The sequence below is a fragment of the Allobosea sp. 10N428 genome (assembly GCF_056394545.1).
Window position 1 is genome coordinate 1 of the sequence record NZ_JBFTIC010000003.1, and the last position, 26,133, is coordinate 26,133.

The following is a 26,133-nucleotide window of genomic DNA, read 5'->3' on the forward strand; positions in this document are numbered from 1 at the left end:
ATCTGGTCATACGCCGTGAACGACGCGCCGCCGGTCTCGGCCAGAACCTTCGTGATCGCAGCCGTCAACGACGTCTTGCCATGGTCAACGTGACCAATCGTGCCAATGTTGCAGTGCGGCTTCGTACGAGCGAATTTCTCTTTGGCCATGACACCCTTGTCCTCGAAGGCGGCCCTCCGGGGCCTTGAAACGCGGTCGCATTAGGGGGTTTTGAAGCGGGATGCAAGGTTCCCTGCTCCGCAGGCCAGGCCGAGGCCGTCAGGCCTGCGCCACACGCCGGTTGCAGCGAGGCAGGGCGCCGCGCTGCCGACCGCGTCACAGGCCGGCACTGTCCGCCTGATCACTCGCGAAGAAGCCATCCGGAGAAGCGCGAGGATGCGTCGTCGATCGCGTCATGCGCCGGATCAGCACGGATCTGGTCTATGACGGCCAAGGCCGCGAGGCCTACGATGATGCCGATCGGAGTGGCTGGCACGACTGCCTGTGACGCTGCGCGAATTCCGACCAGATCCGGATATTCGCTCAGAGGCCGACCGGTAACGCCGTCGAGGACGATGACATCGGCAGAGAAATTGGCCTGCCCTCCGGGAGCCTGAAGCCCTTTCACGATGACTTTGAGCTTCACCGCCCGGCGTCCGGCCGGCTGGTCGACGAACCGCTTCTTGAAGCTGTTGCGTACAAGCTCCGCCAGTGTGCCGCGCGTCTGTGCCGCTGCTGCCGGGCTCTGCATCAAAGCGGTGAACTTGGCATCCCACTCCGCCTGCTCTGGGCTGCTCGGCAAGGAGGTCCCTGTCGGATCGCGACCGCTTTGCCCCGGCCTCGTGGCCGCCGGCATCTTGAGCTGAGCGTAAGCGAGAGCCGCCTTCGGCCAGATAATCTTATCCGGCTGGCCCGGGGGCTGCATCGGAAACTCGACCAGCACGTCGGCGATCTTCAGCTCCCGGACATCGGCAATCGACAGACGTCGCTCCGGCACCACGCAGCCAGCCAGGGCGGCAGCAACCGCGACCGCAAGACACAAACGAATCATATTGGAGCGCCCCCGGCATCTTCGGAGTCGGGACTAGCGCGCTGCTTTCGGCCAAGCCATTACGACTAAGGTCTGCATCCTAATCATCCCTCCGGCAGGCCGTTGGGGCCATCCCGAAGACCCGCCGATAAGCTTTCCTGCGTACCGCGGCACCTTGCTGCCGGCCGCCACAGGCTTCCAAAAGCACCCCGTGCGGCTAGGGCATGACGCGGAAACCCTCCGGACCCAACCTGTAGAGCTGCTTGCTGACAGGAAAGCCGCCATCGGGGGCTTTCGTCAGCGACCACAGCGCGGCGACTGCCTCGGTGTCGTCGGCGTCTCCGAAGGCGAGGATGTTGCGTGAGGGCACGGCGATGGCGACATTGCGTGGCAGATTCGGAACGTCCTTCCAGGGATTCTCCAGCAGCAGGATCGAGGCGTTGTAGTCGCCCTCGCCGAAATGGAATCTCCGCAGCTTTCCGAAATCATGGATCTCGAACCGGTCGACGCGCCGGACCCAGTTGTCCAGAACCGCGCGCAGCACGTCCTTGTCGCTCATCCCGTACTGGCCGCCCTCCCCAACGGAGACGAAGCGCGTGATCTTCGGAAGATCGAGTGCCGCTGCGACGATGATGTCGCCCTCCAGCGGAACATGTAGCAATCGCGCGTTGGGATCACCCTTCTTGCGAGCCATAGCGGCGAACTGCTCGACATAGGATCGGTTCTTCATGACAGGGATCAGAGCCGCGATGAACCGTGCACGCTCCGCTTCGGTCTTGGGGGCCGACTGGCCCGCGACCGCCTCGGTGACACGTTGCGTCAGCTTGTCGAAAGCGCCCTGCCGACTCTTCGCGTCTGGTAAAGCATTGAATTGCGCGCTGAGCGGAGCCAACCCCATCCGGACATCGTGACCGGCTGCCCTGAAAACCACATCGCCGGCTTCGACGCGCACAGCGCTGACGCCCGCGCGACCCTTGATCATGGTCGTGAGCAGCCCCGCCATCTCGGCCTCGCTGAGAGGCCGAGCCTCGTTCAGCCGTTCACGTCCTATCGTTTCGGCAAATGAAGCCGCCGTAGCGGCAACCACGGCGACAGCCGCGAACAACACAACCAGTAAGCGCATCATGCCGAGTTCCCCAACCCGCGAGCAATATCGCGCGCCGAGAACATAATGGCAACATATTTTGCTTACCCTACGTCATTAAACTCCAAACACCCGCCGGTAGCGCTCGATCGCCTTGGAATCGCCGGAAACCTTCTCCGGGTTATCGGAGAGCTTCACTGCCGGCCGCCCGTTTGCCTTCGTCACCTTGCAGACCAGCGACATCGGATCGAGCGCGCGCGAACCGTCCGGCGAACAGCCCACGAGATCATTGGTGAGATCCGTCCCCCAGCCGAAGGCCATGCGGACCTTGCCGTCGAAATGGTGGTAGACGCGCTCGATCGCGTCGACGTCGAGGCCGTCGGAGAAGACCAGCATCTTCTCGCGCGGATCCCGCCCGTGCTCGCGCCACCAGGTCATGATCGCTTCACCCGCTGGAATCGGCGGAGCGCTGTCCGGGCGGAACCCCGTCCAGTCAGCCACCCAACCCGGGGCATGGCGCAGGAAACTCTGGGTCCCGAACGCGTCCGGCAATGCGATCAGCAGGTTGCCGCCATAGACCTGGCGCCATTCGTCGAGCACGCGATAGGGCGCACGCAGCAGCTCCTTGTCCGAATCGGCGAGCGCGGCCAGCACCATCGGCAGCTCATGCGCGTTGGTGCCGATGGCCTCGAGGTCGGCATCCATGGCGAGCAGCACGTTGGACGTGCCGGTGAAGGCCGGCCCCAACCCCTCCTTCAGCGCCTCGACGCACCAGCGCTGCCAGAGGTGGCCGTGGCGCCGGCGCGTACCGAAATCGGAGAGCTTGAGGTTCGGCAGCTTCTGCAGCCGCTCGACCTTGTCCCACATCTTGGCCTTGGCGCGGGCATAGAGCACATCGAGCGAGAAGCGCTTCTGGCCGAGCATCACGCGCCGGGCGCGCAACTCATTGATGATGGCAAGCGCCGGCACCTCCCACATCGTCGTGTGGGTCCAGGGTCCCTCGAAATGCAGCTCGTACTGCCCGTCGACTCGACGCAGGTCGTATTCGGGAAGCTGGAAATCGGCGAGCCAGCCCATGAAGTCCGGCGAGAACATCTGCGTCTTGCCGTAGAAGCTGTTGCCTGCCAGCCAGATCAGCTCGTTCTTGGTGAAGCGCAGCGAACGGGCGTGGTCGAGCTGGGCTCGGAGCTCGCCCTCGTCGACGATATCGGCGAGGCGGATGTGCTTCGAGCGGTTGATCAGCGAGAAGGTGACCTGCACGTCCGGGTGGAAGGCCCGGATCATCTGCAGCATCAGGAGCTTGTAGAAATCGGTGTCGAGCAGGCTGCGAATGATCGGGTCAAGCCGCCAGCCATGGTTATAGGTCCGCGTCGCGATGTCGGTGAAGATCATGACGGCATCAGGTCCGGGGCAGGCTCACGGCGAAGGCGACGATACGGCGCGGACGCCGGGCGAAGAAGCGCGCATCAAAACAGCGCCTTAAGCGTCGGCGCAAGCGCGGGCCACGCAGCCATGCCCAGCGACAGAGCCATGAGTGCCGCCAGGAGCACGCCGAGCAGCGGCAGTACGGCTCGGAACACCGCCGCCGCCGGCACGCGCATGATGCCGCTGACGACATAGACGAGGATGCCGAGCGGCGGCGTCAGCCCGTGGATCATCAGGTTGACGACGAGCACGACGCCGAACTGGATCGGATCGAGTCCCGCCGCTACCGCGACCGGCAGGAGGAGCGGCGCCAGCAGCAGGATCGCCGCGCCAATGTCGAGAAAGAGCCCGGCCACCAGCAATACGAGATTGGCGAGCAGCATCACCGCATATGGGCCCGCCCCGAACATCGTGACGAGGCCTGCCATCTGTTCGGAGATGCGATCGACGGCGAGCAGAAAAGCGAAAGGCGCCGAGGCTCCGATCAAAAGGCCGATCGCTGCCGCCTCAGCCGCGGACTTGCGCAGCGCCGCCAGCACGCCGCGCCAATTCAGGCTGCGCAGCACGAGACAAGCGATTGCCGCATAGGCGACGGCGAGCGCCGAGGCCTCCGTCACCGTCACCACGCCGAAGCGGATGCCGACCACGACGACGACGCCGAGCCCTATCGCGGGAACGGCCCCGATCAAGGCCCTGCCCCGCTCGGCCGCGCTCGCCTTCGGTGCGGCATCGACCACGCCGCGCACGCTGAGATGGATGCCGATGGCAAGCGACAGCGCCAGCACCCCGCCGGCGACGAAGCCACCGAACAGGAGCGAGCCGACCGAGAGATTCGTCGCACTCGCCAGGATGAGGAAGGCGATCGAGGGCGGGATGATGTTGTCCAGCATCGAGACGCCGGCGACGATCGCCGCGGCATTCGCAGGCGGATAGCCCCGCGCCACCAGCGTCGGCGCCATCACCTTCGCGCCGAAGGCGGCATTTGCCACCGAGGAGCCGGACGCGCCCGAGAACAGCACGCTGGCGACCAGCGCCGTCTGCGCCAGTCCCGCGCGCCAATGCCCGACGAGCGTCGCGGCAAAGCGGATCAGGCGCTCGGCGAGCCCGCCCGCGGTCAGGAGTTCGCCGGCCAGCAGGAAGAAAGGGATCGCCAGCAGCAGGAACTTGCCGACGCCGCCGACCATGGTCTGCACGATCGCCGGCTCCGGCAGCAATCCACCGAAAGGCCCCGTCAGCGAGACGCCGGCCAGCAATGCGAAAGGCAGTGGCGCGCCGAGCAGCAGCCCGGCCCCGGCGACGAGCGCGGCCACAAGGCTCGGCGTCGGGAAAAGGTCGAGGGAGAGCTGCGCGAGCCCAAGGAGCCCCAAGCCCAGCAGCAGCGAAGCAACCGCGGCCGCCCAGCCTCGTTCCAGCCGGCCACGAAGGAGGAGCGCGAGAACCGTCAAGCCGCCGCCGCAGGCGAATACGGCGAAGCGCAGCGCCTCCGGCAGGCCGAGCACGGTGGACTGGCCGCCAACCAGCAAGGCGACGTTGACGCCGCCACCCGCCAGCACGAGCGCTCCATGGAACGCAATCGCATCCGCGATAACCGCCGCGACCTTGCGGAGCCCTTCCGGCAGCAGCCGGACCAGCACATCGAGCCGCATCGCCAGCGTCCCGGTCACCGCGAGCGGCGCGCCGACAGCGATCAGCGCCAGATGCAGCCAGATCGCGAGCTCGTCCGACCAGACGAAGCCGCCGCCGAACAGATAGCGCCGCAGCACGGCCACCATGACCACCGCGAACAGCAGGGCGAGGATGGCCGCGCCGGCCAGTTCCAGCAGATGGCGCAAGGCCGCTTCCGCTCGTGCCGCCACTCTCCTGTCGCGGTATCGCTCTGCTTCGATCATCCTGCGCTATGCCCTGCACCGCGGCCCAGTTCCGGCCTCTGGCGCCCCGCGTCAAGCGATCCGAATTGACATCGCCCATGATTTGGCGACAGGAGCGGGTTCATCGCATCGATGCGGCCGGGCCCGGATGGCGCCATTGCCGATCGGCATCCAGGTCTGCCAGAAGACGAGCTATGGCTTCCGAAATTACCTCGCCCCCCGCCGGCTTCGGCACGGACCCCGGCGCCCCCTACGATCTCGCGGTCATCGGCGGCGGCATCAATGGCTGCGGCATCGCCCGCGATGCGGCCGGACGCGGCGCCTCGGTCGTGCTGTTCGAGAAGGACGACCTCGCCAGCGCCACCTCCTCGCGCTCGACCAAGCTGATCCATGGCGGCTTGCGCTATCTCGAATATTACGAATTCCGGCTGGTGCGCGAAGCGCTGATGGAGCGCGAACGGCTCTGGGCCATCGCGCCACATATCATCCGCCCGCTGCGTTTCGTGCTGCCGCATCACAAGGGGCTTCGCCCGGCGTGGCTGCTGCGCCTGGGCCTGTTCCTCTACGACCATATCGGCGGCCGCAAGCTCCTGCCCGCCACGCGCACGCTCGATCTCGCGCGTGATGTCGCCGGCAAGCCGCTCAAGGACAATCACGCGAAGGCCTTCGAATACTCCGACTGCTGGGTCGAGGATGCGCGGCTCGTCGTGCTGAACGCGATGGACGCCGCTGTGCGCGGCACCGCGATCCATACCCGCACGCGGGTCTTATCGGCGCATCGTCAGAACGGCCTCTGGCAGCTCGAGACCGAGGGCCCTGAAGGCAAGCGAACGGTCTGGGCGAAAGCGCTCGTCAACGCCGCCGGCCCCTGGGTCGGCGAAGTGCTGAACGGCGTGATCCACACCAACGCCAAGGCCGGCGTCCGCATGGTCCAGGGCAGCCATATCGTCGTGCCCAAGCTCTACGACCACGACCGCTGCTACATCTTCCAGAATGCGGACGGCCGCATCGTCTTCGCCATCCCCTACGAGCAGGACTTCACCCTGATCGGCACCACCGACCGCGACTTCAAGGGCGACCCGGCCGATGTCGCCGCGACGCCGGAGGAGATTGCCTATCTCTGCGCCGCAGCGAGCGAGTATTTCCGCCAGCCGGTCACACCCGAATCCGTGGTCTGGACCTATTCGGGCGTGCGCCCGCTCTATGACGACGGGGCCTCGAAAGCGCAGGAAGCGACCCGCGACTACGTCCTGACGCTCGACGCTCCGCAGGCCGAGGCCCCGCTGCTCTCCGTTTTCGGTGGCAAGATCACGACCTATCGCCGCCTCGCGGAAGCCGCGATCGCCAAGCTGGCGCCGCATGCGCCCTGGGCAGCGCGTGCCAACTGGACAATGACCGGCGCCCTGCCCGGCGGCGACTTCCCGGTCGGCGGCTTCGACAAGCTCGTCAGCGAGATCGCCGGCACGTACCCTTGGCTTGAGCGCAAGACCGTGACGCGGCTCGCGCGTTGCTATGGCACCCGCGCCCGCGACATCCTGGCCGGCGCAAAGACTCCCGCCGATCTCGGCCGCCATTTCGGCGCCGATCTCTACGAGCGCGAGGTTCGCTATCTCATGCAGGCGGAATGGGCGCGCCGGGCGCAGGATGTGCTTTGGCGGCGCAGCAAGCTCGGCCTGCGGCTCACGCAGCAGGAGAGCGATGCGCTCGACGCCTTCATGCAGCAGGAAATCGCAGCGGCGGCATGAGCCATTTTCTGTGATGGAACAATTAGTTGCGCGCCATTTCGGAATCAGTTTGGCAGATTGCGATTGGAGAGCGCGCGACATGTTCGAGGAAGGGCGTATCATCCCGGCCGAAGCGAAGCGTAGAGCCGGGATCCAGGCCTGAGCTTCGATTGGACGCGCTCCGGCGTGGATCCCGGGTCTCCCTCCGGTCGCCCGGGATCCGCGCGTTCCCTTGAATTCCGGCACCGCGTCAGAAGCCGCAGACCTCCACGAGCCTGTCTTGCGTCTTCTGCCCGGGAATGCCGTCGACCTTGAGAGGCGGGTAGGTCTGCTGGAAGGCCTTCACGGCTTTCGCCGTCTTCGGCCCCTTGATGCCGTCGATGGGTCCTGCTCCGAAGCCCAGCGCATTCAGTCGGAACTGGACCCCGGTCAGCAATGTGACCTTCGGCGCAGCCTTTTCGCCCGCCCTGATCACCATCTCGGGCAGCCGGATGACGGCCTTGCCCTGCTTGCGTTGCTTGAAGGCATCGAAGCTCGCTTTGACGACCTCCGGCGACGCCGGGTCGGATTTCGCGGGCGCGGAGGTGGCCGCCACGACCACCGGCGCGGCGAAGTCGACCCCCTCAAGCGTCTCGATCGCAGTCATGCCTTCGATGACGAAGACGACGCCTTTCAACAGCGTGATCCCTTGCTCCATAAACCCGGTGACACCCAGGGTTTTGACCGCGCCGATCGCCTGCCCCTCCATGAGATTGATGCCCGCCTTGTTGACCGCCCCGGCATTCAGGCTTTCGACGAGGCTCTCGAGCGTGGCATGATACCGGCCGCCATAATCGGCGAAACGGACCCGCCCCAGCGCATCGCGCACCGCGATGACGGAGTGTTGAATCGGCTCCCCTCGCGTGGTCACGCAGCGGATTGCGAAGACCGTGACGCCATCCTGCGACTTGGCGAGCTGGGTGACGCCCTGGATCGACCTCGCCTGAAGCTGCCTGACCCTGACGCCCTGAGAGATCATGAAATCCAGCGCCTGCTTCACATGCGCGCCGAGTTCATGATCGCCGAACCGGTCCTTCGTGATCGACTTCAGCGGCCTGCCGACGGCCTTCGCCATCTCCTTCAGGGTGACGAAGTAACTCTTCCCCCGCGCAATCGACATGGCGTTGTTGACCGCCTGGAAGGTGCAGGGTCCGGTCACGCCCTGGACCTGCACCGCAAACCGGATCCGCTGCATATGGACCAGCCGCGAGAACATCCCGCCCGCCTTCCCCATCGGGCCGAGCAAGCCGAGCAGGCGCAGGCCGTCCTTACCGAACCCCGCCAGGCCGCCCTGTGCCATGCCCTGACCGAAGCGCAGCACATCGACAGTGCCGGCTCCGAGGTCCATTGAGGTCTGCACGGTGGTGGCGACCGCGACCGCCCACCATTGCGGGTTGTCCTCGACCCATTCACCCAATATTTTTTCGGTTTCCCGCTTCTGCTTGTCCCACCAGTCGGCATATTCGGACAGTGCCACGCTCGCCTCCTTGAGATCCGGAGCACCGGGCCGGGAAGCGCGAACCGCTTATCCGAGATCACCGATGCCCCATCGACAAGCCGGAGCGCCAAGCCGCGTGCAAAACGACCGCGCGGCCCCCCAGCCGCCATTAGTCGCGGAGCGGAGGGCGGCGGTTCATGCCACCTGATAGGCGAAGGCGCCATCTTCGACCGAGACCTTCGCCTCGGTCAGCGGCTTCTTCTCGAGCTGCAGGTTGAGGATGGCGCGGGAGAGCGCCGGCAGCATCGAGTTGGTGATGATGTTGTCGATCATGCGCCCGCCCGAATCCGGGTCGTTGCACTGGCCAACGATGTGCTCGACCACCGCATCGTCATAGGTGAACGTCGCCTTGTGGTTCTCGCTGAGCCGCTTGCCGATGCGCCCGAGCTGCAACCGGACGATGCCGGCGAGCATATCCGACGAGAGGGGGTAGTAAGGGATGGTCACGAGCCGCCCGATCAGCGCCGGCGGGAAGACCTTGAGCAGCGCCGGCCGGAGGCTCACCGCCATCGCCTCGGGATCGGGCTTGGCCGCGCCATTGGCGGACATGCTCATGATCTCGTCGGTGCCCACATTCGAGGTCAGGATGATCAGCGTGTTCTTGAAGTCGATGCGCCGTCCGGTGCCGTCCTCCATCTGGCCCTTGTCGAAGACCTGGAAGAACAGCTCGTGTACGTCGGGATGCGCCTTCTCGACCTCGTCGAGCAGCACCACCGAATAGGGCTTGCGACGCACGGCCTCCGTCAACCGCCCGCCCTCGCCATAGCCGACATAGCCGGGAGGCGCGCCCTTCAGCGTCGAGACGGTATGGGCCTCCTGGAACTCGCTCATATTGATGGTGATGACGTTCTGTTCGCCGCCATAGAGCGCCTCGGCAAGCGCCAGCGCCGTCTCGGTCTTGCCGACGCCGGAGGGGCCGCAGAGCATGAAGACGCCAATCGGCTTGTTGGGATTGTCGAGCTTGGCGCGATTGGTCTCGATCCGCTTGGCGATCATGCCGATGCCATGCCCCTGCCCGACGACGCGCTTGTTCAGCGTCTCCGCGAGGTTGAGCACAGTCTCGATCTCGTCCTTGACCATCCGGCCGACCGGGATGCCGGTCCAGTCCGAGACGACCGAGGCGACGGATTGCTCGTCGACATGGGCGTAGATCATACGGTTGGCCGGATCGATCTCGCCCAGCGTCGCGAATTTCGCGTTGAGCGCCGCACGGGCCTCCTCCGGATCGGCAGCAGCAGGCTCGACAGCGGGAACATCCGCCTCCGGAGCCGGTGTGCCGGCATCGGCACCGGCCTCCCGCTGCGCAACGGCCGCCTTCGGACCAGCACCGGGCGCCTTCTCGCCAAGCTTGGCCCGCAGCGCCTTGATCTCCTCGACGATGGCAAGCTCGCTCGCCCAGGCGGCTTCGAGCTCGCGAAGCTTCTCCTGCTTTGCCGCAACCTCCGCCTCGATCTCGCCGAGCCGCTTGGCGCTGTCGGTGCCGAGATCGGCGTCCGACGTCAGCGCCGCCTTCTCCTGCTCCAGCGAGGAGATCGCGACGCGCGCATCCTCGACCGCCGCCGGGGTCGCGCTCTGGCTGATCGCGACGCGGGCGCAGGCTGTGTCGAGCAGGCTCACCGCCTTGTCGGGAAGCTGGCGGGCCGGAATGTGGCGCGAGGAGAGCGTCACCGCCGCGACGATGGCGGCATCGGAAATGCGGACCTTGTGGTGCTTCTCCATCGGCCCGATCAATCCGCGCAGCATGGTGCAGCAGCGCAGCACGTCGGGCTCGTCGACCTGCACCGGCTGGAAACGCCGGGTCAGCGCCGGGTCCTTCTCGAAATACTGTCGGTACTCGGACCATGTCGTCGCCGCGATGGTGCGCAGCGTGCCGCGCGCCAAAGCGGGCTTCAGCAGGTTGGCGGCATCGCCCGTGCCGGCCTGCCCGCCCGCGCCGATCAGCGTATGCGCCTCGTCGATGAACAGGATCACCGGCGTCGGCGAAGACTGCACCTCGTCGATCACCGAGCGCAGGCGCTGCTCGAACTCGCCCTTCATCGAGGCGCCGGCTTGCATCAAGCCGATATCGAGCGCGCAGACCTTCACGCCCCTGAGTGGTGGCGGCACATCGCCCGAGGCCACACGCTGGGCGAAGCCTTCCGCGATCGCAGTCTTGCCGACGCCGGCCTCGCCGGTGAGGATCGGGTTGTTCTGGCGCCGGCGCATCAGCACGTCGATGACCTGCCTGATCTCGTCGTCGCGCCCGAGGATCGGGTCCATGCCGCCGGAACGCGCCTTGGCGGTCAGATCCTGCGAGAAGCGGTCGAGCGCGGTCGTGCCCTTCGGTCCTTCGGCGGCCTCGGCGCCCGGCGTCCCGGCAGCGCGCAGGCCGGAGCCGTCCATCGGCCGCAGGTTCTCTTCCTGCGAGCCTGCCCAGATCTTGCCGTAGCCCGCCGCCAACTCGTCAACGGGAACCTTGGCGAACTCCTTGGACAGTCCGGACAGCGCCCGGCGCAGATCGTTCGACTTCAGCGCCGCGACCAGCAGATGGCCGGTCCTGATCTGCGTCTCGCCGAAGAACAGCGTGGCATAGTGCCAGCCACGGTCGAGGATATCGACGATGTGGTTGGCGATGCCGGGCATCTCCGTCTCGTTGCGGCGGAAGCCCTCGACGACACCGCCGAGGTCCATCAGCAGCTTGGCCCGGTCGAGCTTGTAATGATCCGCGGTGAGGGTCAGGTCGTTGGCGCTGCCCTGCAGGATCTGCAGGAGCCAATGCGCCAGCTCGACATTGCGGTTGCCGGCGCCCTTCGCCTGCCGCAGCGCCTGAAGGAAGGTATCGTAGCCGATACGGTTGAGTTTGCCCGTGACGGCTTCGAGGCTGATATCGGCCATGGTCGTCCCCTTGGAGTATCGGTTAGGCGGCGCCGCTGCGTTTCAGGCGCATTCGCTCGGCAGGATGGAAACGGGCGTCGCGGCGCAGCGCGCCTTCCTCGACGGCCCAGTTCGGCGCCATCCAGCTCGTCCAGCCGAGATGGCCGGACTGGCCGAGCCTGACGGGTTTCGCCTCGCCCACCGGCAGTGCCAGCTCGACATCCCACTCGAACTGCTCGCCAAGATGCAGGAAGACGGCATCCGCCAGCGGCGCGCAGCGGTCGCCATTCGGCAGGAAGCGCTCGAACTCGCCGAGATCACCAGCCACGATCTTCACGCGGAACTTGTCCTCGACGCTGTAGACGCTGGCGCCGAGCAGCGCGTCGCCGCCCAGCGCGCAATGCGCCTGCCCAAGCCGCGTCCGATCGCCGGGATCGAAGACGAGGCGCATGCCGACGAACTGCTCGATCTCGACATCCGCCTTGAACAGCCCGGCGAGGAAGCTCTGGAGCCGCGAGGCGGATTTCGCCTGCGCGCCGATCAAGCCGGCATGGGCGAGCTTCTCGGCATCGGGCACGCTGTCGCGATCCCGATAGGGCTTCGAGCCCACGCCGATCATGCTGCCGATATAGGCGGCGAAGCGGTCGAGATCGGGCCGGTCATGCTGCGCGATCGGCCGCGAATCCGCCCAGGCCCGGTAGAACAGCTGCAGGAAGCGATGGTTGAGGATGTCGAGGAAGCGCGGAAAGGCGTCGTCCCGCGCGATCTGCCAGTGATAGCTCTCCTCGGTCGTCGCCAGCGGCAGCGCGCCTTGCGGACCGAGCAAGCCGAGGAACTTGACGAAGAGCCGGAGCCTGCCCTGCGCGTCGCGATCCGCCTCCGCGATGGTCGAGGCCGGAAAGTCAAGGAAAGCTTGCTCTCCCAGCGCGACGTATTCCTCGCGCCGCGAGGCGACATCGCCGATGCGCGGCTTCTCCGGGAAGCTGCGCTCCAGCCGGCGCATCACCGCATAGAAGTCGAAACGCCAGGGCTCGGCTTCGAGCTGCGCCTGAAAATCCGGCGCCCTTTCCAGCGGGGTAGCGGCCTCTTCCGTCACAGGATTCGCCTCGAACCGGCGCGAGGTTGAAAGCGCACCACCTCACCGCGCTCGACCGTGCGGATCACCGTCTGGGTGAAATGGTTCATAGCCGCGTATTCGGCGAAGAAGCGGTCGAGCACCGCCCCGAGCAGAAAGACGCCCGAGCCCTCGAAGGCCTTCTCATCGAGCAGAACGGTGATCTCGAGACCGCGCCCTGCCCCCGTTCCGGCCCGCTGCGGGAAGCGGCGCACGACGGGGTGGCTGTCGACATCCTTGATGCCGCGGATGCGCCGCTCCGTCGCACTGTCGGCAAGGTCAGCGAACAGCGAGAGCAGTTCGCGCAGCGCCTCGCCGTTCTGGCCGGCGCCGCGCTGGACGAGGCCGAGCTGGTTGAGGCTGAGCAGGTTGATCAATCGCCAGGTCACGACGCCGGTGCTCGCGGTCTCCGCCCGCAAGCGCAGCTGCGAGACGATGGGCTCGCGCGGCGGTGTCGGTCCGGCGAGGCACGCGACATCGAGCGAGACATTGTCGATCAGCCGGAAATCGGCGCCGCCGACGCCAGTCGGCAGATGCTCGGTCAGGTGCCGGTTGGAGCAGAGTGCCCGCACGCTGAGCTCGGCCACCGAAGTGCTGTCGGCGATCTTCGCCGGCTCGACCAGCGAGATGAACATCTCCGTGCCCGTATAGTCGGAGGCGCGCCCCTGCCGCCGCTCGGCCGAGGAGCGTCGCCGCGGCAGGCGCCTTTGCGTGTAGTGCAGCCCCTGCAGCGGTGACGCGCCCTCGGGAGAGGAATAGAGCGGGTGCACCGGCTGCTTCTCGCGCCCGCCGGCATAATGCGCGTGGACTGACAGGATGCTGTGCGGCTCGTAGTCGAGCGCGCGGCTCCGGTCCGGCACGACATGGAATTCGTGCTGATTGCTCTTCACCGGGATGCGGTCGGCCGTCTTCTCGAAGAGGTTGACCGCAGGCGCCGCGTAGAGCGCGAACATCTCCTTGCGCACGGCGCCCGGCAGCCGCGTATTGACCTCGTCGAAGACGAAGATGATCTCGACCGTCTTGGCGGTGAGCTTCGGCATGATCGTCTCCAGCCCGTCCAGCCGAAAGCCGAGAAACTTGCGCGGGAACCAGAACAATTCGCGCAGCAATTCGAAGCCACGGAAGACGCGGGTATCGGCCGGCAGCAACGCCTCGTCCTCGTCGAAGCCGATCTGCTCCAGCCGGCAGCCCTCGCCCGGCGTCACCATCGGATCGCCGAACGCGTCGAGATGGCGGAAGTGGATGCCGACGCAGTTCGCGAAGAGCTGCTCGTAGAGGGCGACCGCATCGCCCTCCCCGCCAAGCAGATGGAAATTCAGCTCGCGGGCGCGGCAGCCGGCAAACCAGTTCGCCGGGTTTTTGAGCGCCTCGGCCGCCGAAGGCTCCTGCGCGGGATCGGCCATGACGCGATGCGTCAGCGTCAGGCGCAGCCCCGCCAGCGCGCGCGGCCCGGCCTTGAGGCCGAGCGCCTGCAGCGGCCCTGGCGCGGGGATATATTCGGCCGCCGTGATCTCGAAGGGCCAGAGCATCACGTCCGAGCCAACCCGGTAACGGCAGGCAACGCGCCGCTCGCGTTCGAGATAGGTCGCGTCGACGTAAGAACCACGCGGAATCCGGACGCCCTCGCGCAGGCCTGGATCTGAATAAGGCGGGGTGATGCCGGCGAGCAGCGCCGAGGGTGTCGGCGCGAGGTAGTTCGGCAGGAGCTGTTCGAGGAGGTTGTTGGTGAATTCTGGGAACTCATGCCTGAGCTTCAGCTGCACGCGCGCGGCGAGGAAGGCGGCGCCCTCCAGCAGCCCACCGACCATCGGGTCCATGCGCTCGCCGACAAGCCCTCCCAGCCGCTCGGCGATGCCGGGGTATTCCTCCGCGAACTCTTTGCTGTGCTCCATGAAGAGCCGGAGTTCCTGATTGTAGAGGTCTAGAAACTCCTGGTTCATCGCGTCAGCGCCCCTTGATCGCGATCTTGCCGGTATCGAGTTCGAGATCCGCGACGAACTCCACGGGCACGTTGAGCGGCTCGCAGTTGAGATCGGCGCGCACGAGGAAACGCACCTTGAGTTCGGCCGGATCCAGCGCGTGGTCTCGCTCGACGGCAATCGACTTGCGGATCAGCCGCGGCTCGTAGCCCATCAGGACACCAGCCAGATCCTCTCGGATCGCATCGACGCGATGCTCGTCGATCGACAGCCGCGTCAGATCCGGAAAGCCGTGGTTGAGGATGGAGCGGCGCACATGCTCCAGCCCCCCGAGATCGAGCGCGGAGGCGAGGTTGATAGTGTTCACCAAAGCATCGAGGTCGAACGCGATCTCGCGCCTGAGCTTCTGTTCGGTGATGGCGGCGCGCGGCGCCGCACGCCGGTTCGCAATCACGCGCTCGCCGCCCTCGTCCCTCAGGTCGAGCCCAGTCTTCGCATCCTTTTCCAGATGCGCTTCCCGAAAGGCGAACATCAGAGGCGGCCGCAGCCGCTTCTTCGCGATCGGATCGGTCATGTTGCTCCGCCCGGCTGGCAAGGTCCCGGTTCCGGCCGGATCGCCCGGCGTCCTCACGGACGCGGAATGGCGATCCAGCCCTTTGCCGAGGCATCGGATGGGTCCGAAAGGCGCGTTCCACTTTTCGGTCCGATGCAGGTGGAACCGGCGCCTGCACTACTTCGCGTTGGCCTTGATGTCCCAGGTCATCGTCATCGCCGCATCGAGATCGCCATCGGCCTTCTGCGGCTTGTACTCGAATTTGATCTTGGCGTAGTTCAGCGAGAACTGGTCGGTCGGGATGCTGTTGCCGCCGACTGCATCGCCGGACTGATAGCTCGACACCAGCAGGTCCTCCAGCGTCACGACATAATAGTCCTTCTGCTGCTCGCCCTGCTTGCGGACATAGAGCACCGCCTTCTTGATATGCTTGCCGCTGGCGCAGGCCTGCGCAAGATTGGTCGAGGCCTTGCCGACCTGCGAGGTGAAATGGACGTCCTGGAAGCTCGCCTTGCCGGCGCCGCCGCCGGCATTCGCGGCATGCGAACCGGCGTTCGAGACGCCCCAGGAGAAGGAATCCACCTCGATCGTGTCCTTGTGGGTCTTGTCCTTGCTTTCGCCCTTGATGCCGTCGATCTCGAGCAGGAAGTCGGTAGCCATGTTTACCTCCAGAGTGTGAATGGTGGGATGCTCACTTCCGTGAGCGGACCGGTGGACGCACCTCTCCTGTCGCGCCGCCCGGGCGGGCCGACGCGCCGAAGATTCTCGTTGCCGCCGTCACCTGACGATCAGGTGGCGGTCACTGCTTGGGAGCTGGCAGTCGCGAGACCAGGCTCAGGCCGATATCCATGCCTTCGAGCTGGAAGTGCGGCCGCAGATAGAACTTGGCCGAGTAGTAGCCAGGGTTCTCCTCGTCCTCGAAGACGTCGATGCGCGCGTCGGAGAGCGGGCGCCGCGCCTTCGTCTCTTCGCTGGAATTGACCGGATCGCCGTCGACATATTCGGTGATCCACTCCTGCAGCCAACGGCGCAGAGGCTCTTTCTCCTTGTAGGAGCCGACCTTGTCGCGAACCATGCATTTCAGGTAGTGCGCGAAGCGCGAGACCGCGAACATGTAGGGCAGCCGCGCGGACAGGTTGTCGGAGGCGGTCGCTGCCACGCCGTCCGGCCCCGAGAAGGCCTTGGGCTTGTAGAGCGACTGGGCGCCGATGAAAGCGGCCTTGTCGGTGTTCTTGCGATGGATCAGCGGGATCAGGCCGGACTTGGCCAGCTCCGCCTCACGCCGGTCGCTGATCGCGATCTCGGTCGGGCATTTCAGGTCGATGCCGCCATCATCCGTCGGGAAGGTATGCGTCGGCAGGTTCAGCACCTCCCCGCCCGACTGGACGCCGCGGATGCGGGTGCACCAGCCATATTCCTTGAAGGCGCGGTTGACGTTCACCGCCATCGCATAGGCCGCGTTCATCCAGGCGTATTTCTCGCCACGATGGCCGTCGGTGTCCTCCTCGAAGGCGAACTCCTCGACCGGCTCGGACTTGGCGCCGTAGGGCACGCGGGAAAGCACCCGCGGCAGGCACAGGCCGACATAGCGCGAGTCGGCCGCGTCCCGCAGCCCCTTCCAGGCGGCGTAGTCCGGCGTATCGAAGACCTTGCCGAGATCGCGCGGGTTCGACAGCTCCGTCCAGCTATCCATGCCCATCAGGGTCGGTTCCGCGCCCGCGAAGAAGGGCGCATGCGCCGCCGCCGCGACCTTCGACAGATCGCGCAGGAGCTGCACATCGGTCGGGACATGGCTGAAGTGATAATCGCCGACCAGGCAGCCGAAGGGCTGGCCGCCGAGCTGGCCGAACTCCTGCTCATAGACCTGCTTGAACAGCGGGCTCTGGTCCCAGCGCGCACCGGGATAGGTCTTGAGATTGCGGGCGAGCTCGTTTTTCGAGACGTTCATCACCTTGATCTTCAACTGAGCATCGGTCTCGGAGTTGAAGACGAGGTAGTTGAGTCCGCGCCAGGCGCTCTCGATCTTCTGGTATTCGGGTGCGTGCAGCACCTCGTTCATCTGCTCGGTCAGCTTGGCGTCGAGCCTGGCGATCATCTCCTCGACCGTGTCGATGACATCGCCCTTGATCAGGGTCGAGTCCGCCAGAGCCTGGTTGACCAGGGTCGCGACCGCGTTCTCGACCTCGGTCGCCGCCCGTTCGGTCTTGGGTTTGAAACTCTGCTTGAGGATCGCCGAGAAATCATCGATCTCGCGGGTCTCTACAGCCGCGCCACCGGGCTGCTGGGTTTGTGCTTCCGCTGCCATTGCCGCCTCGCTCGCTTAACCGCCTGACGGACCCTCGATCACCCGAGAGCATCGCTTCTGCGAAAACCGCTTCCCGCGTTTTCGCGCAATGCTCACACGGCGGGTCCGTGCCCCTGTCTTCAGTTCGCTGTCTTGTCTGCTGAAGGCTCGCTCTTGCCGAGCCTGTCCTTGAGCGCCGCCATCAAATGCGGATCGGCGAGCAGCGCCTTGATCTGGTCGCTCGCTGCCATCTTGCCGTCCATGTAGCGCAGCAGGTTGGCGAGTTGCTCGCGCGCTTCCAGAAGCTTCGCCGTCGCCGGAATCTGGCGGGCGATCGCCGCCGGATTGAAGTCCTCGAACTTTTTGAACGTCAGCGTGACCGAGAGCTTCTCGTCGCTGTTCTCGCTCAGCTTGTTGGCCACGTTGAACGATACGGCGGGCTCGATCGCGGCCATGCGCTGATCGAAATTGTCCATGTCGAAGTCGAGGAACTTGCGCTGCGAGATCTCGGGCTTCTCAATCGCCGACGCATTGCCGGAAAGGTCGGCGAGAACGCCCATGACAAAGGGCAACTCGATCTTCTGCTCAGCGTTATACGGGTCCTCATAGGTGATATGGACCCGAGGTGGCCTGTTACGGCGGATGAACTTCTGTCCTGAATCTCCGGCCATGTTACGCGCCCTCTGCATCCGTGCCACGCCGACGTAACGTGACATCCTATCCGGTTTCACCCGTCATCGATATAGTCGCGCCATCGAGACGGAAGGTTCAAAGAAAAGACAAAAGACTGACCTAGCTGTCGCTCTCCGGAATCTGTGCGACATCCGGCAGGATATTGCCGAGAAGCGACATGAAGTCCTGCTGTGCCAGCCCGCAGGCCTTGTCCATCAGCAGCGGCGTCGGATGCGATGGCTCGACCTGGCGATAGAAGGCGGAAATCGCTCTCATCGCGCTGACCGCATCGGCGCGGCTGCCGATCCGGATCGCTGGCGACGCGTGATTTGCAGGCACAGCAGCCGTGGCTGCCGTCGCCTCGGCGATATCGCCAGCATCCTCCCCGAGCGGCTCGTCGGCGACCGCATCTTCCTCCGCACGACCGCTCTCATCGGGCTCCTCGGAAGCCTCGGCATAGCCAGCCTCAGCCTCGCTCTCTGCCCCGTAGCCATCCGGCGCCGGCAGCCGCTCGAGCGGCAGCCGGAATCGGCGCAGCTCGCCGATCTCGATCACCGCCTTGTCGACATGCTCGGGAAACATGATCTGGATGACCTCGATCAGTGACTTTCCGATCAGCTGCTGCGCTTGTCCGATCAGCAGGACGGCCGGGCTGGAAGGCTCGGTTTTGCGAAAGTAGCCGAGGCATGCGGCCAGCGTATCCTTCACTTGAAGGATGTTCGAAAGGCTGCCGGGACCGAAGCTTGCAGGGCTCGCCGCTGGCACTGGCGCGTCGTTCGCCCCTGGCGCCGCCCCGGCCGGTTGATGGCCCGGAACGCGCCGCGCGACCGCTGCGTCGAGAAAGGCTGCGATCTGGTCGAGAAGCGCCGCCAGGCGCGGAAAGCCGAGCGGATGATCGACACCGACCTTCTCGAGCCAGATCATCTGCAGGCGGGCAAGCGCGTCGCGCGCCGCACCGATATGGCCGAGACTGGCGGTGAGTTCCTCTGTGTCGACTTCCGCCAGCGCGGCGTTGATCGCCCCCGCATCGGGATGCTGCTCGCCCTCGACCAGGCGCGTCTCACCGCTGGCGACGAGCTGGCTGCGGAAGATGAAAGGGCCGAGGCGACGGCTGACGAAGAGCGGCGCATGCTGCAGCGGCAGCACCACCGTCGGCAATTCGTCGAGCCCCTGCAGCGCGACTTCGCGCATGACGAAGTCGCCGTCTGTCGCCCGCGGGTGAACCTCCTGCCAATGGCTGCCGAGGAGGTCGGCCATGGTTGAGAGGCTGCCCGCAAAACCGGCAACGTCCCGGTTGAGGATCGCCAGCTTGGCCGCGAGCACGAGCAGACGCAGATCGCGCGTGCGTTCAAGCAACTTGCCGAGATCGGAGAACGCGGCCGGAAACTCGATGCTGGTGCGGTCGAAGGCGACCTGGCGGCCCTCGTCGTCGCGGTGGAAGTACGAGGCCGGCAGCGCGACCTCGAGCCGCGCCGTGACGTTCATGAAGTCGTTGTCGTCCTCAAGGTCCGGTCCGCAGGGCTCCTCGGCCGAAACGGACTTCGTCAACTCGGCGAAATTCAAACCCGCCATCGCTCTCCCCGCTCGCAGGCTGGGCGACGAGGGCGGAGCCCGCACCGCCCGGGTCATCGGATCCGGCGCCTCATTCGGTGCGCAGGCGTGTCTCCACCCGGCGATTATCGCCGGAGAGCGGATCGGCGACGAGCAGCCGCTCCTGGCCGTAACCCCTGGCGACGAGCTTGGCCGGACTCACGCCCTGCTGGCCGAGATAGCGGACCACCGCCTGCGCCCGCCGCTGCGACAGGTTGAGATTGTAGCCGGGCGTGCCGGCGGCGTCGGTATGCCCCTCGACCATGAAGGTCTGCGTGGCGAGCTGCGGCGTCTTCAGCGCCTTGGCGAACTCGTCGAGATTGACCTTCGCCTCCGGCTCCAGCACGTCCGAATTGTATTTGAATTTCACCATGAGATCGAAGGCGCTCGGCGGCTTTGCGACCTCGACCGCATGGCCGGCCTTGGCACACTCGGCCTCGGTGCCGACGCACAGGCCGCGCGTGACGGCCGGCTTGGGCGCCGCCGTCGGTCCGAAATGCTTGACGATATCATCGGCCTTGTAGGTCTGCGCCACCGCCGGTGCGGCCACAGTGAGAACCGCAGCGCCGGTCAGTGCGACAAAGGCCATGAAGCCGGACTGCTCGCGCATGGGAACCCTCCCGATAAGTTGCGCCATTCGGCGAACGAAGACTTGAGGAGCCGACGATGACTCCCGCTGTTTGTTGCGTCAAGGCGAATTTAGGTTCAATCGGCGAGGGATTTCGTTGATGTCTGCCAATCTAGGGCAAGGTCAAAGAACCGCGTCATTCACGACGCCGTCTGGCCAAGATGAGTTTACACTTATAAAGTTCGAAGCCGACGAAGCTTTGAGCGAATTATTTACATATAACGTCGAGGCCGCAAGCAAAACAGAGAACGCCGACCTGCAAAGCATCATGAGCGAAAAATGCTCGATCAAGTTCACGCTGAAGAACAAGAGCGAGCGGGTTCTGAACGGCACTCTGGTCGACGCGCAGTGGCTAGGCCAGCAGGATGATCTTCACATCTACCGCTTCACGCTGAGGCCTTGGCTCTGGCTGCTCTCGCAACGGGCGGACTGCCGGATTTTCAAGAACAAGACGGCGCTGGACATCGTCAAGGAGATCTTCGGCAAGGAAGGCTCCGCGAGCTTCGAGGACAGAACGAGCGAGACTCTCCAGCCGATCGACTACTGCGTGCAGTATCGCGAGACCGATCTCGATTTCGTGCTGCGGCTGATGGAGCAGTACGGCGTCTACTACTACTTCAAGCACAGCGACGGCGACCACAAGCTGGTGCTCTGCGACTCCCGCTCCGGCCATGACGAGGTCACGGCGGCGGCCGAGCCCAGCTTCCAGGGCGCGGCTTCGGCCTATGCCTTCGTGCCGCAGGGCAAGCGCTTCCCCCGCTCGCAGGTCGAGCATCTCACCCATTGGTCGACGATGCGCCGCCTGCGAACCGGCAAGTTCGAGCTCAAGGACTATGATTTCGAAAAGTCGGAATCCGACCTGACGGCCAGGGCCGAGGAAGGCTTCCCGAAGGCGAGATCCTACGAGGCCTATGACTATCCCGCCGCCTACACCAAGCGCGACCGCGGCGAGCATTTTGCGCGCGTGATGGCGCAGGCCGAACAGGCCAAGGACGACCGGCGCTATGCCGGCGGAGACGCAGCCAGCCTTTATCCGGGTGCACTGATGAAGCTCTCCGACCATCCGGCCGGTGCCGAGAACTCCGAATACCTCGTCGTCCGCGCCAGCCATGCCTACGGCATCCAGAGCTATCGCTCCTCCGGCCGGCAGGATGAGGCGCTCTATCACGGCTCCTACGAGTTGCAGAAAAGCGACCGCCGTTTCCGCGCCCCGCTCGTGACGCCGCGCCCCACCGTCTACGGACCGCATACGGCCAAGGTCGTGGGCGAGCGCAACCAGGGCGAGGAAGGCGATATCGACGTCGACGAGTACGGCAGGGTCTGGCTGCGCTTCCATTGGGACCGCGAGGACGGCTCGACCTCCTGCCGCACGCGCGTCGCGCAGATGTGGGCCGGCAAGAACTGGGGCGGCCAGATCATCCCGCGCATCGGCCAGGAAGTGATCGTCGAGTATATCGAGGGCAATCCCGACCTGCCGATCATCGTCGGCGCCGTCGTCAACGACCAGCACAAGCCGCCCTATGATCTGCCGGCGAACAAGACCCAGTCCGGCCTCAAATCGGAATCGACCGACGGCGTCGGCTTTCCCGATTGCTACAACGAGATCAAGTTCGAGGACCGCAAGGGCCAGGAGGTCTTCGAGATGCACGCCGAGAAGGACCATAAGGTCGTGGTCAACAACATCGAGACGCGCGAGATCGGCGAGAATTTCGAGGGCGCGAACTATTCGCGTACCACCACGCTGAAGAAGGGCAACGACAAGCTCGACGTCCAGAACGGCAAGCTCGATGTCGAGGCACTGACCGAGATCAACCTCAAGGTCGGCGAGAGCAAGATCAAGATGACGCCGGGCAGCATCGAAATCACTTCGCCCAGCATCAAGATCAAGAGCGTCGGCATCACGGAGATCGGCAGCGACGGCACCGTCGTGATCAAGGCTCCTATGGTGACGATCAACTGAAAACGGCCGGAATCGCCATGTCACGCCTGCGCTTCAGCACCGCCCGCGAGGTGTTCGAGACCTTTCCCTCGGCACATGAGGCCGTCACAATGCCGCCGACGGTCGAGCCGCCGCTTGCTTTCCTGGCCCGGCTTGCCAAGGGTCCCGCGCCGACGGAGGCGATCGGCTTCTGCGCCTTCCTGTTGCCGCGGCGCGAAGCCGTCTGGTGGGGGCTGCAGGCCGTGCGCGCGATGGAGCCGCCCGGCATGCAGGACTCCTGCCTTGCCGCCGCCGAAGCCTGGGTACGCGAGCCCGGAGATCGCACGCGCTTCGAGGCGCTCAAGCTCGCCCAGGCCGGGGACCGCGCCCGGCCCGGCACCTGGATCGCCTGGGCGGCCGGCTACTCCGGCGGCAGCATGGTCGAGAGCCACGGCGTGCCCTGCCCGCCCGACCTCACCGCCAAGATGATGCGCATCGCCGTGCTCAACGCCCTCAACCGCCTGCCCTCACGCGACCGCGAGGGCGCCTTGCATCGCTGCATCGAGGCGTGCATTCGTTTGGCGGAAGACGATGCCGGCAAGCGCTGACCCGCAGGTCGCAACGGGACGTCCGCGATGGCGCTGACACTGACGATCGAGAACCAGACGTCTCTGCCGGATGGCGGGCCGCTCAGCGTGACTGCCAGCGGCGGGCGCGGCCTCGATATCGGCCGTGACCAGCATCTCGATTGGGCGCTTCCGGACCCGAGCCGCGCGGTTTCCGGCCGGCATTGCGAGATCCGCTTCCGCGACGGCGCCTGGTGGCTGCGCGACATCTCGACCAACGGCACCTATGTCAACGGCGGCGAGCATCGCGTGCAATCGCCCTACCGGCTCCAGAACGGCGACCGGCTGGAGATCGGCCACTACATCATCGCAGTGACCATCCAAGACGAAGCCGGGCAGGCCCAGCCGGAATCCTCTTCGCCGCCGCCTTATGCGGCCCGGCCCGAAGCATTGTGGGAGGGAAGCGAGGAAGCGGCCCCGCCCATTGCCCGCCGCGACCTGATGCCGCCGAGCCACGCCAGGCCCGTGCATGCGAGCTTCATCGACTGGGCTGCCGACATTCCCGCTCCCGATGCCACCCCGGCCCCACATCCTGCTCCCGGTTGGCCATCGCCCGCATCGCAGAGCGACGATTTCGCCTGGGCGCCCCTCCAGCCGGCGCCCGCGCCGCCGGCCGAACCGGTCGCACCCATCCCGACGCCGCGTCGCCCGCCGGCAAGCCCTGCTTCGGCGCATCCTTGGGACGAGCCCACCCCCAGTCCTGCAACGACGGAAGCGTCAGCCGGGCCCGCGGCGCCGATCTTCGGGCCTGCCCCGGCCTTCCCGCCCGCCCCTTCGATTCCGAATGGCCCCTCGCCGATCTCGATGGGCGAGTTCATGCAGCGCTTCGCCAGAGGCGCGGGCGTCTCGCCGCAATCCCTGGCGACGCAGGACCCCGGCGCCTTCGCCGAGCAGCTCGGCGGGCTGATGCGGCTGATCGCGGAGGAGCTGAAGGCCCTGCTCGCCGCCCGCGCCGAGAGCAAGCGCATCGCCCGCAGCACCAGCCAGACGATGATCCAGGCGCAGGACAACAACCCGCTGAAATTCTCGCCGACGGTGGACGATGCCCTGCAACTGATCTTCGGCGAGCCGCGCAGCGGCTATCTCGATGCCAAGCGCGCCTTCGACGAGAGCTTCCGCGACCTGAAGGCCCATCAGATCAAGACCTATTCGGCCATGCAGCACGCGCTGAAGATGCTGGTCGAGGACCTCGATCCGCAGGCCATCGCGGAGGGGACGGCGCAGGATGGCGGCATCGGCGCCCTGCTCAGCTCGCGCAAGGCCAAGATGTGGGACGCCTATGTCGCGCGCTGGGAGGCCAAGACCGCGCCTTACGAGAACGGCCTCGTCGACGCTTTCATGATCTATTTCGCCGAATGCTACGATCGCGGCGGGAAATAGCGGCGCCGTCATGCTCGGGCTTGACCCGAGCATCTCGGAAACCAGAACCGTCTTCGGCAGGAGATTCCCGGGTCGGAGCTTCGCCCCGCCCGAGAATGACGTGCTGCTCAGCGCTTCGCCGCCACGGCCGTGATCTCGATGCCGTAGCCCGGAGAGGCCAGTTTCGCCTCGACGGTTGCGCGGGCCGGAGCATGGCCAGACGCCACCCATTTGTCCCAGACCGCATTCATCTCGCCGATCTTGGCGATGTCGGTCAGGAAGATCTGAACGCTGAGGATGCGCTCCTTGCTGCTGCCCGCCTGCGCCAGCGTGTCCTCCAGCAGCGCCAGCACCTCCTCGGTCTGCTCGGTCAGGGAGCGCCCTTCGGTCTGTTCCGGCACATGGCCGGCGAGGAAGACGATGCCGTTGAAGATGGCGGCGTCGCACCAGCGTGCGGTCAGCCCGATGCGTTCGATGGTCATGATGGCGATCCTGTCGGCGGAGTGGATGAAGCCGCGGGCTTCGCCCGCCCGCCCCAGCAGGTCAAGCCGAGGGCAGCGCCAGGATCTCGCGGATCGCGTGCGGTTGGAGCTGCCGCGGAAGCTCGTCCATCGCCGCCTTGTAGTAGCCGAGGATGCTGAGCTGCTCATAGATCGCCCAGATCGACTCGTCGGCAAAAGCCGCGGCGCGCTCGTCCAAGTTCATGATCATGCCGTATTCCAGGCCTCCGGGCTCGCCATAGACGATCGGCGGCGGCGCCGGCTTGCTGCGCTTCTGCGCCTCAGCCGCCGCGAAGGCGGCGAGCGCCTCCGGCTGCCAGATCTGATTGTAGGCCGCCGTGATGTCGCCGACCGGATCGCCTCTGGCCGCCAGGATCTGCCGAGAGGCGTCGGCGAAGGCGTCGGTCAGACCATTCGCCTCGGCGGCTGAATCGGCCTTGTTGTAGTCGGCGCCGAGCGGCTCGACATAGGCGAAGAGGTTTTCGAGCTGCCGCGCCGCCGGCCCCGACAAAAACAGCCAGGGAAAGGCTCCGTCGATCGAGAGCTGCCCGGGCAGGAGATGCGCCGCCTGTGCTCCGTCGTCGGCCCGGAAGAACTGGCGTATCGCCGCCGTGCAGCTCACATTGGGCACGGGCAGCATGGACCGCTTGCGCCGGGCCGGATCCCGGATCAGCGCCATGAAGCAGAGCGCCTCAGCCACGCGGCCATTGCGGGCCATTCCGTGGTTCAGCGCCCGGCGCTGGTCGGAAGAAAGCCGCTGGACGATCTTGTGGCGGAAGCGCTCGCTCCTCGCCTCGTCCCTGTCCGGAACCGTCCGCCTGTTCTTGCCCATCGCGTCACCAGCAAAGGAAGCGATTCGCGATCAACGGCTTGCGCCATTTTCCTGAATCGATCCGGGATCATCCGCCGATGACGACCGTCGGCAGGCCCATGATGATCTTGTTCGGCGGCCCCAGCGCCTCGACGATCGTATCGCCCATCCGGCAGGCCGGCAGATTGTTGATCAGCACGCTCTGCGATCCATCGACGACGACGCCGAGACCGTGCGGCACGGGAGGTGGCACGGGTGTCAGGCAGTTATGAATGTCGGCGCCGCCGGAGGCGCCGGTGATCAGCGCGCCCATGCTGGCGGAGACCGCGTTCTTCGTCGCGATCTCGGCCGCCAGGGCGGCTGGTGCGCCGGGCGTGCCGGCAGCAGCGAGCGTCGCGGCCTCGGCCGCCTGGACGGTCGCGTCTGCGGATGCCTTCGCCGACTGGATTGCCGCGGCCGCAGCGGCCGGGACGCCGCGCCAGGCCGGCAGACTGCCGATCAGCACGTTCGGGCTGCCTGGGCCGGGCTGAAGAATGCCCGGCAGGGGGTGGATCACGGGGTCGGTGGTGCGAGCCGCAGGCCCTTTCGGCATGATCGCTCCCTCGGTGATCGCTCCCTGGCCGGAACGGGACGGCAGCGACAGCACTGCGCCGAATTTC

The 26,133-nt window shown here is 65.9% G+C and carries 22 protein-coding genes; 4 read left to right on the plus strand and 18 right to left on the minus strand.

Annotated elements, in window-relative coordinates:
- The 5 genes from AC1DDA_RS10240 to AC1DDA_RS10260 form a co-directional block, all read right to left on the minus strand.
- A partial coding sequence (locus AC1DDA_RS10240; protein ID WP_476796182.1) for a GTP-binding protein occupies positions 1–149 on the minus strand: 149 nt, incomplete at its 3' end.
- Positions 150–340: 191 nt separating this feature from the next.
- On the minus strand, positions 341–1,030 hold the full coding sequence (locus tag AC1DDA_RS10245; RefSeq protein WP_476795669.1) for a hypothetical protein: 690 nt from the start codon (positions 1,028–1,030) through the stop codon (positions 341–343).
- Between the two features lie 196 nt (positions 1,031–1,226).
- On the minus strand, positions 1,227–2,135 hold the full coding sequence (locus tag AC1DDA_RS10250; protein WP_476795670.1) for a hypothetical protein: 909 nt from the start codon (positions 2,133–2,135) through the stop codon (positions 1,227–1,229).
- Positions 2,136–2,210: 75 nt separating this feature from the next.
- The gene (pncB, locus tag AC1DDA_RS10255; RefSeq protein WP_441512851.1) at positions 2,211–3,485 is read right to left on the minus strand and encodes a nicotinate phosphoribosyltransferase; all 1,275 of its coding nucleotides are present in this window, start codon (positions 3,483–3,485) and stop codon (positions 2,211–2,213) included.
- 74 nt (positions 3,486–3,559) lie between these two features.
- Complete coding sequence (locus AC1DDA_RS10260) at positions 3,560–5,350, minus strand: TRAP transporter large permease (protein ID WP_476795671.1); 1,791 nt, start codon at positions 5,348–5,350, stop codon at positions 3,560–3,562.
- Between the two features lie 230 nt (positions 5,351–5,580).
- Between AC1DDA_RS10260 and glpD the strand changes: the two genes are divergently transcribed.
- A complete protein-coding gene (gene glpD, locus AC1DDA_RS10265; RefSeq protein WP_476795672.1) occupies positions 5,581–7,131 on the plus strand; it encodes a glycerol-3-phosphate dehydrogenase in 1,551 nt (516 codons plus the stop codon).
- 229 nt (positions 7,132–7,360) lie between these two features.
- Here the strand turns inward: glpD and AC1DDA_RS10270 are convergent, their stop codons facing one another.
- The 10 genes from AC1DDA_RS10270 to AC1DDA_RS10315 form a co-directional block, all read right to left on the minus strand.
- Entirely contained in the window at positions 7,361–8,626 is a 1,266-nt protein-coding gene (locus AC1DDA_RS10270; RefSeq protein ID WP_476795673.1) for a peptidoglycan-binding domain-containing protein, read from the minus strand.
- Between the two features lie 156 nt (positions 8,627–8,782).
- Entirely contained in the window at positions 8,783–11,521 is a 2,739-nt protein-coding gene (gene tssH, locus AC1DDA_RS10275) for a type VI secretion system ATPase TssH (protein WP_476795674.1), read from the minus strand.
- Positions 11,522–11,543: 22 nt separating this feature from the next.
- A complete protein-coding gene (tssG, locus tag AC1DDA_RS10280; RefSeq protein ID WP_476795675.1) occupies positions 11,544–12,596 on the minus strand; it encodes a type VI secretion system baseplate subunit TssG in 1,053 nt (350 codons plus the stop codon).
- Positions 12,593–14,554, minus strand: a complete 1,962-nt coding sequence (gene tssF, locus AC1DDA_RS10285; protein ID WP_476795676.1) for a type VI secretion system baseplate subunit TssF — start codon at positions 14,552–14,554, stop codon at positions 12,593–12,595. Before tssF ends, tssG begins: the two co-directional genes overlap by 4 nt.
- 4 nt (positions 14,555–14,558) lie before the next feature.
- The gene (locus AC1DDA_RS10290) at positions 14,559–15,107 is read right to left on the minus strand and encodes a GPW/gp25 family protein (RefSeq protein WP_476795677.1); all 549 of its coding nucleotides are present in this window, start codon (positions 15,105–15,107) and stop codon (positions 14,559–14,561) included.
- 156 nt (positions 15,108–15,263) lie between these two features.
- Positions 15,264–15,746, minus strand: coding sequence for an Hcp family type VI secretion system effector (locus AC1DDA_RS10295; protein ID WP_441512859.1), 483 nt, complete (start codon positions 15,744–15,746; stop codon positions 15,264–15,266).
- Positions 15,747–15,885: 139 nt separating this feature from the next.
- Positions 15,886–17,391, minus strand: a complete 1,506-nt coding sequence (tssC, locus tag AC1DDA_RS10300) for a type VI secretion system contractile sheath large subunit (RefSeq protein WP_441512860.1) — start codon at positions 17,389–17,391, stop codon at positions 15,886–15,888.
- A gap of 119 nt (positions 17,392–17,510) precedes the next feature.
- Positions 17,511–18,041: a type VI secretion system contractile sheath small subunit gene (tssB, locus tag AC1DDA_RS10305; protein WP_476795678.1), complete on the minus strand. Its 531-nt coding sequence runs from the start codon at positions 18,039–18,041 to the stop codon at positions 17,511–17,513.
- A gap of 121 nt (positions 18,042–18,162) precedes the next feature.
- Positions 18,163–19,614: a type VI secretion system protein TssA gene (locus AC1DDA_RS10310; protein WP_476795679.1), complete on the minus strand. Its 1,452-nt coding sequence runs from the start codon at positions 19,612–19,614 to the stop codon at positions 18,163–18,165.
- A gap of 70 nt (positions 19,615–19,684) precedes the next feature.
- Positions 19,685–20,242, minus strand: coding sequence for an OmpA family protein (locus AC1DDA_RS10315; RefSeq protein ID WP_476795680.1), 558 nt, complete (start codon positions 20,240–20,242; stop codon positions 19,685–19,687).
- Between the two features lie 118 nt (positions 20,243–20,360).
- On the opposite strand from AC1DDA_RS10315, the gene AC1DDA_RS10320 reads away from it, so the two are divergent.
- The 3 genes from AC1DDA_RS10320 to tagH are packed head-to-tail and all read left to right on the plus strand — an operon-like array spanning position 20,361 to position 24,184.
- Entirely contained in the window at positions 20,361–22,220 is a 1,860-nt protein-coding gene (locus tag AC1DDA_RS10320; protein WP_476795681.1) for a type VI secretion system Vgr family protein, read from the plus strand.
- A gap of 17 nt (positions 22,221–22,237) precedes the next feature.
- Positions 22,238–22,786 (plus strand): DUF6931 family protein, encoded by a 549-nt coding sequence (locus AC1DDA_RS10325; RefSeq protein WP_476795682.1) that lies wholly within the window; start codon positions 22,238–22,240, stop codon positions 22,784–22,786.
- A gap of 27 nt (positions 22,787–22,813) precedes the next feature.
- Entirely contained in the window at positions 22,814–24,184 is a 1,371-nt protein-coding gene (gene tagH / locus AC1DDA_RS10330) for a type VI secretion system-associated FHA domain protein TagH (RefSeq protein WP_476795683.1), read from the plus strand.
- A gap of 107 nt (positions 24,185–24,291) precedes the next feature.
- Here the strand turns inward: tagH and AC1DDA_RS10335 are convergent, their stop codons facing one another.
- The 3 genes from AC1DDA_RS10335 to AC1DDA_RS10345 form a co-directional block, all read right to left on the minus strand.
- Entirely contained in the window at positions 24,292–24,645 is a 354-nt protein-coding gene (locus tag AC1DDA_RS10335; protein ID WP_476795684.1) for a RidA family protein, read from the minus strand.
- Positions 24,646–24,706: 61 nt separating this feature from the next.
- Entirely contained in the window at positions 24,707–25,495 is a 789-nt protein-coding gene (locus AC1DDA_RS10340; RefSeq protein ID WP_476795685.1) for a hypothetical protein, read from the minus strand.
- A 67-nt stretch (positions 25,496–25,562) separates the two neighbouring features.
- Positions 25,563–26,066 carry a PAAR domain-containing protein gene (locus AC1DDA_RS10345; protein WP_476795686.1) on the minus strand — a complete coding sequence of 168 codons (504 nt, stop codon included), beginning with the start codon at positions 26,064–26,066 and terminating at the stop codon, positions 25,563–25,565.
- Between the last annotated feature and the right edge of the window lie 67 nt (positions 26,067–26,133).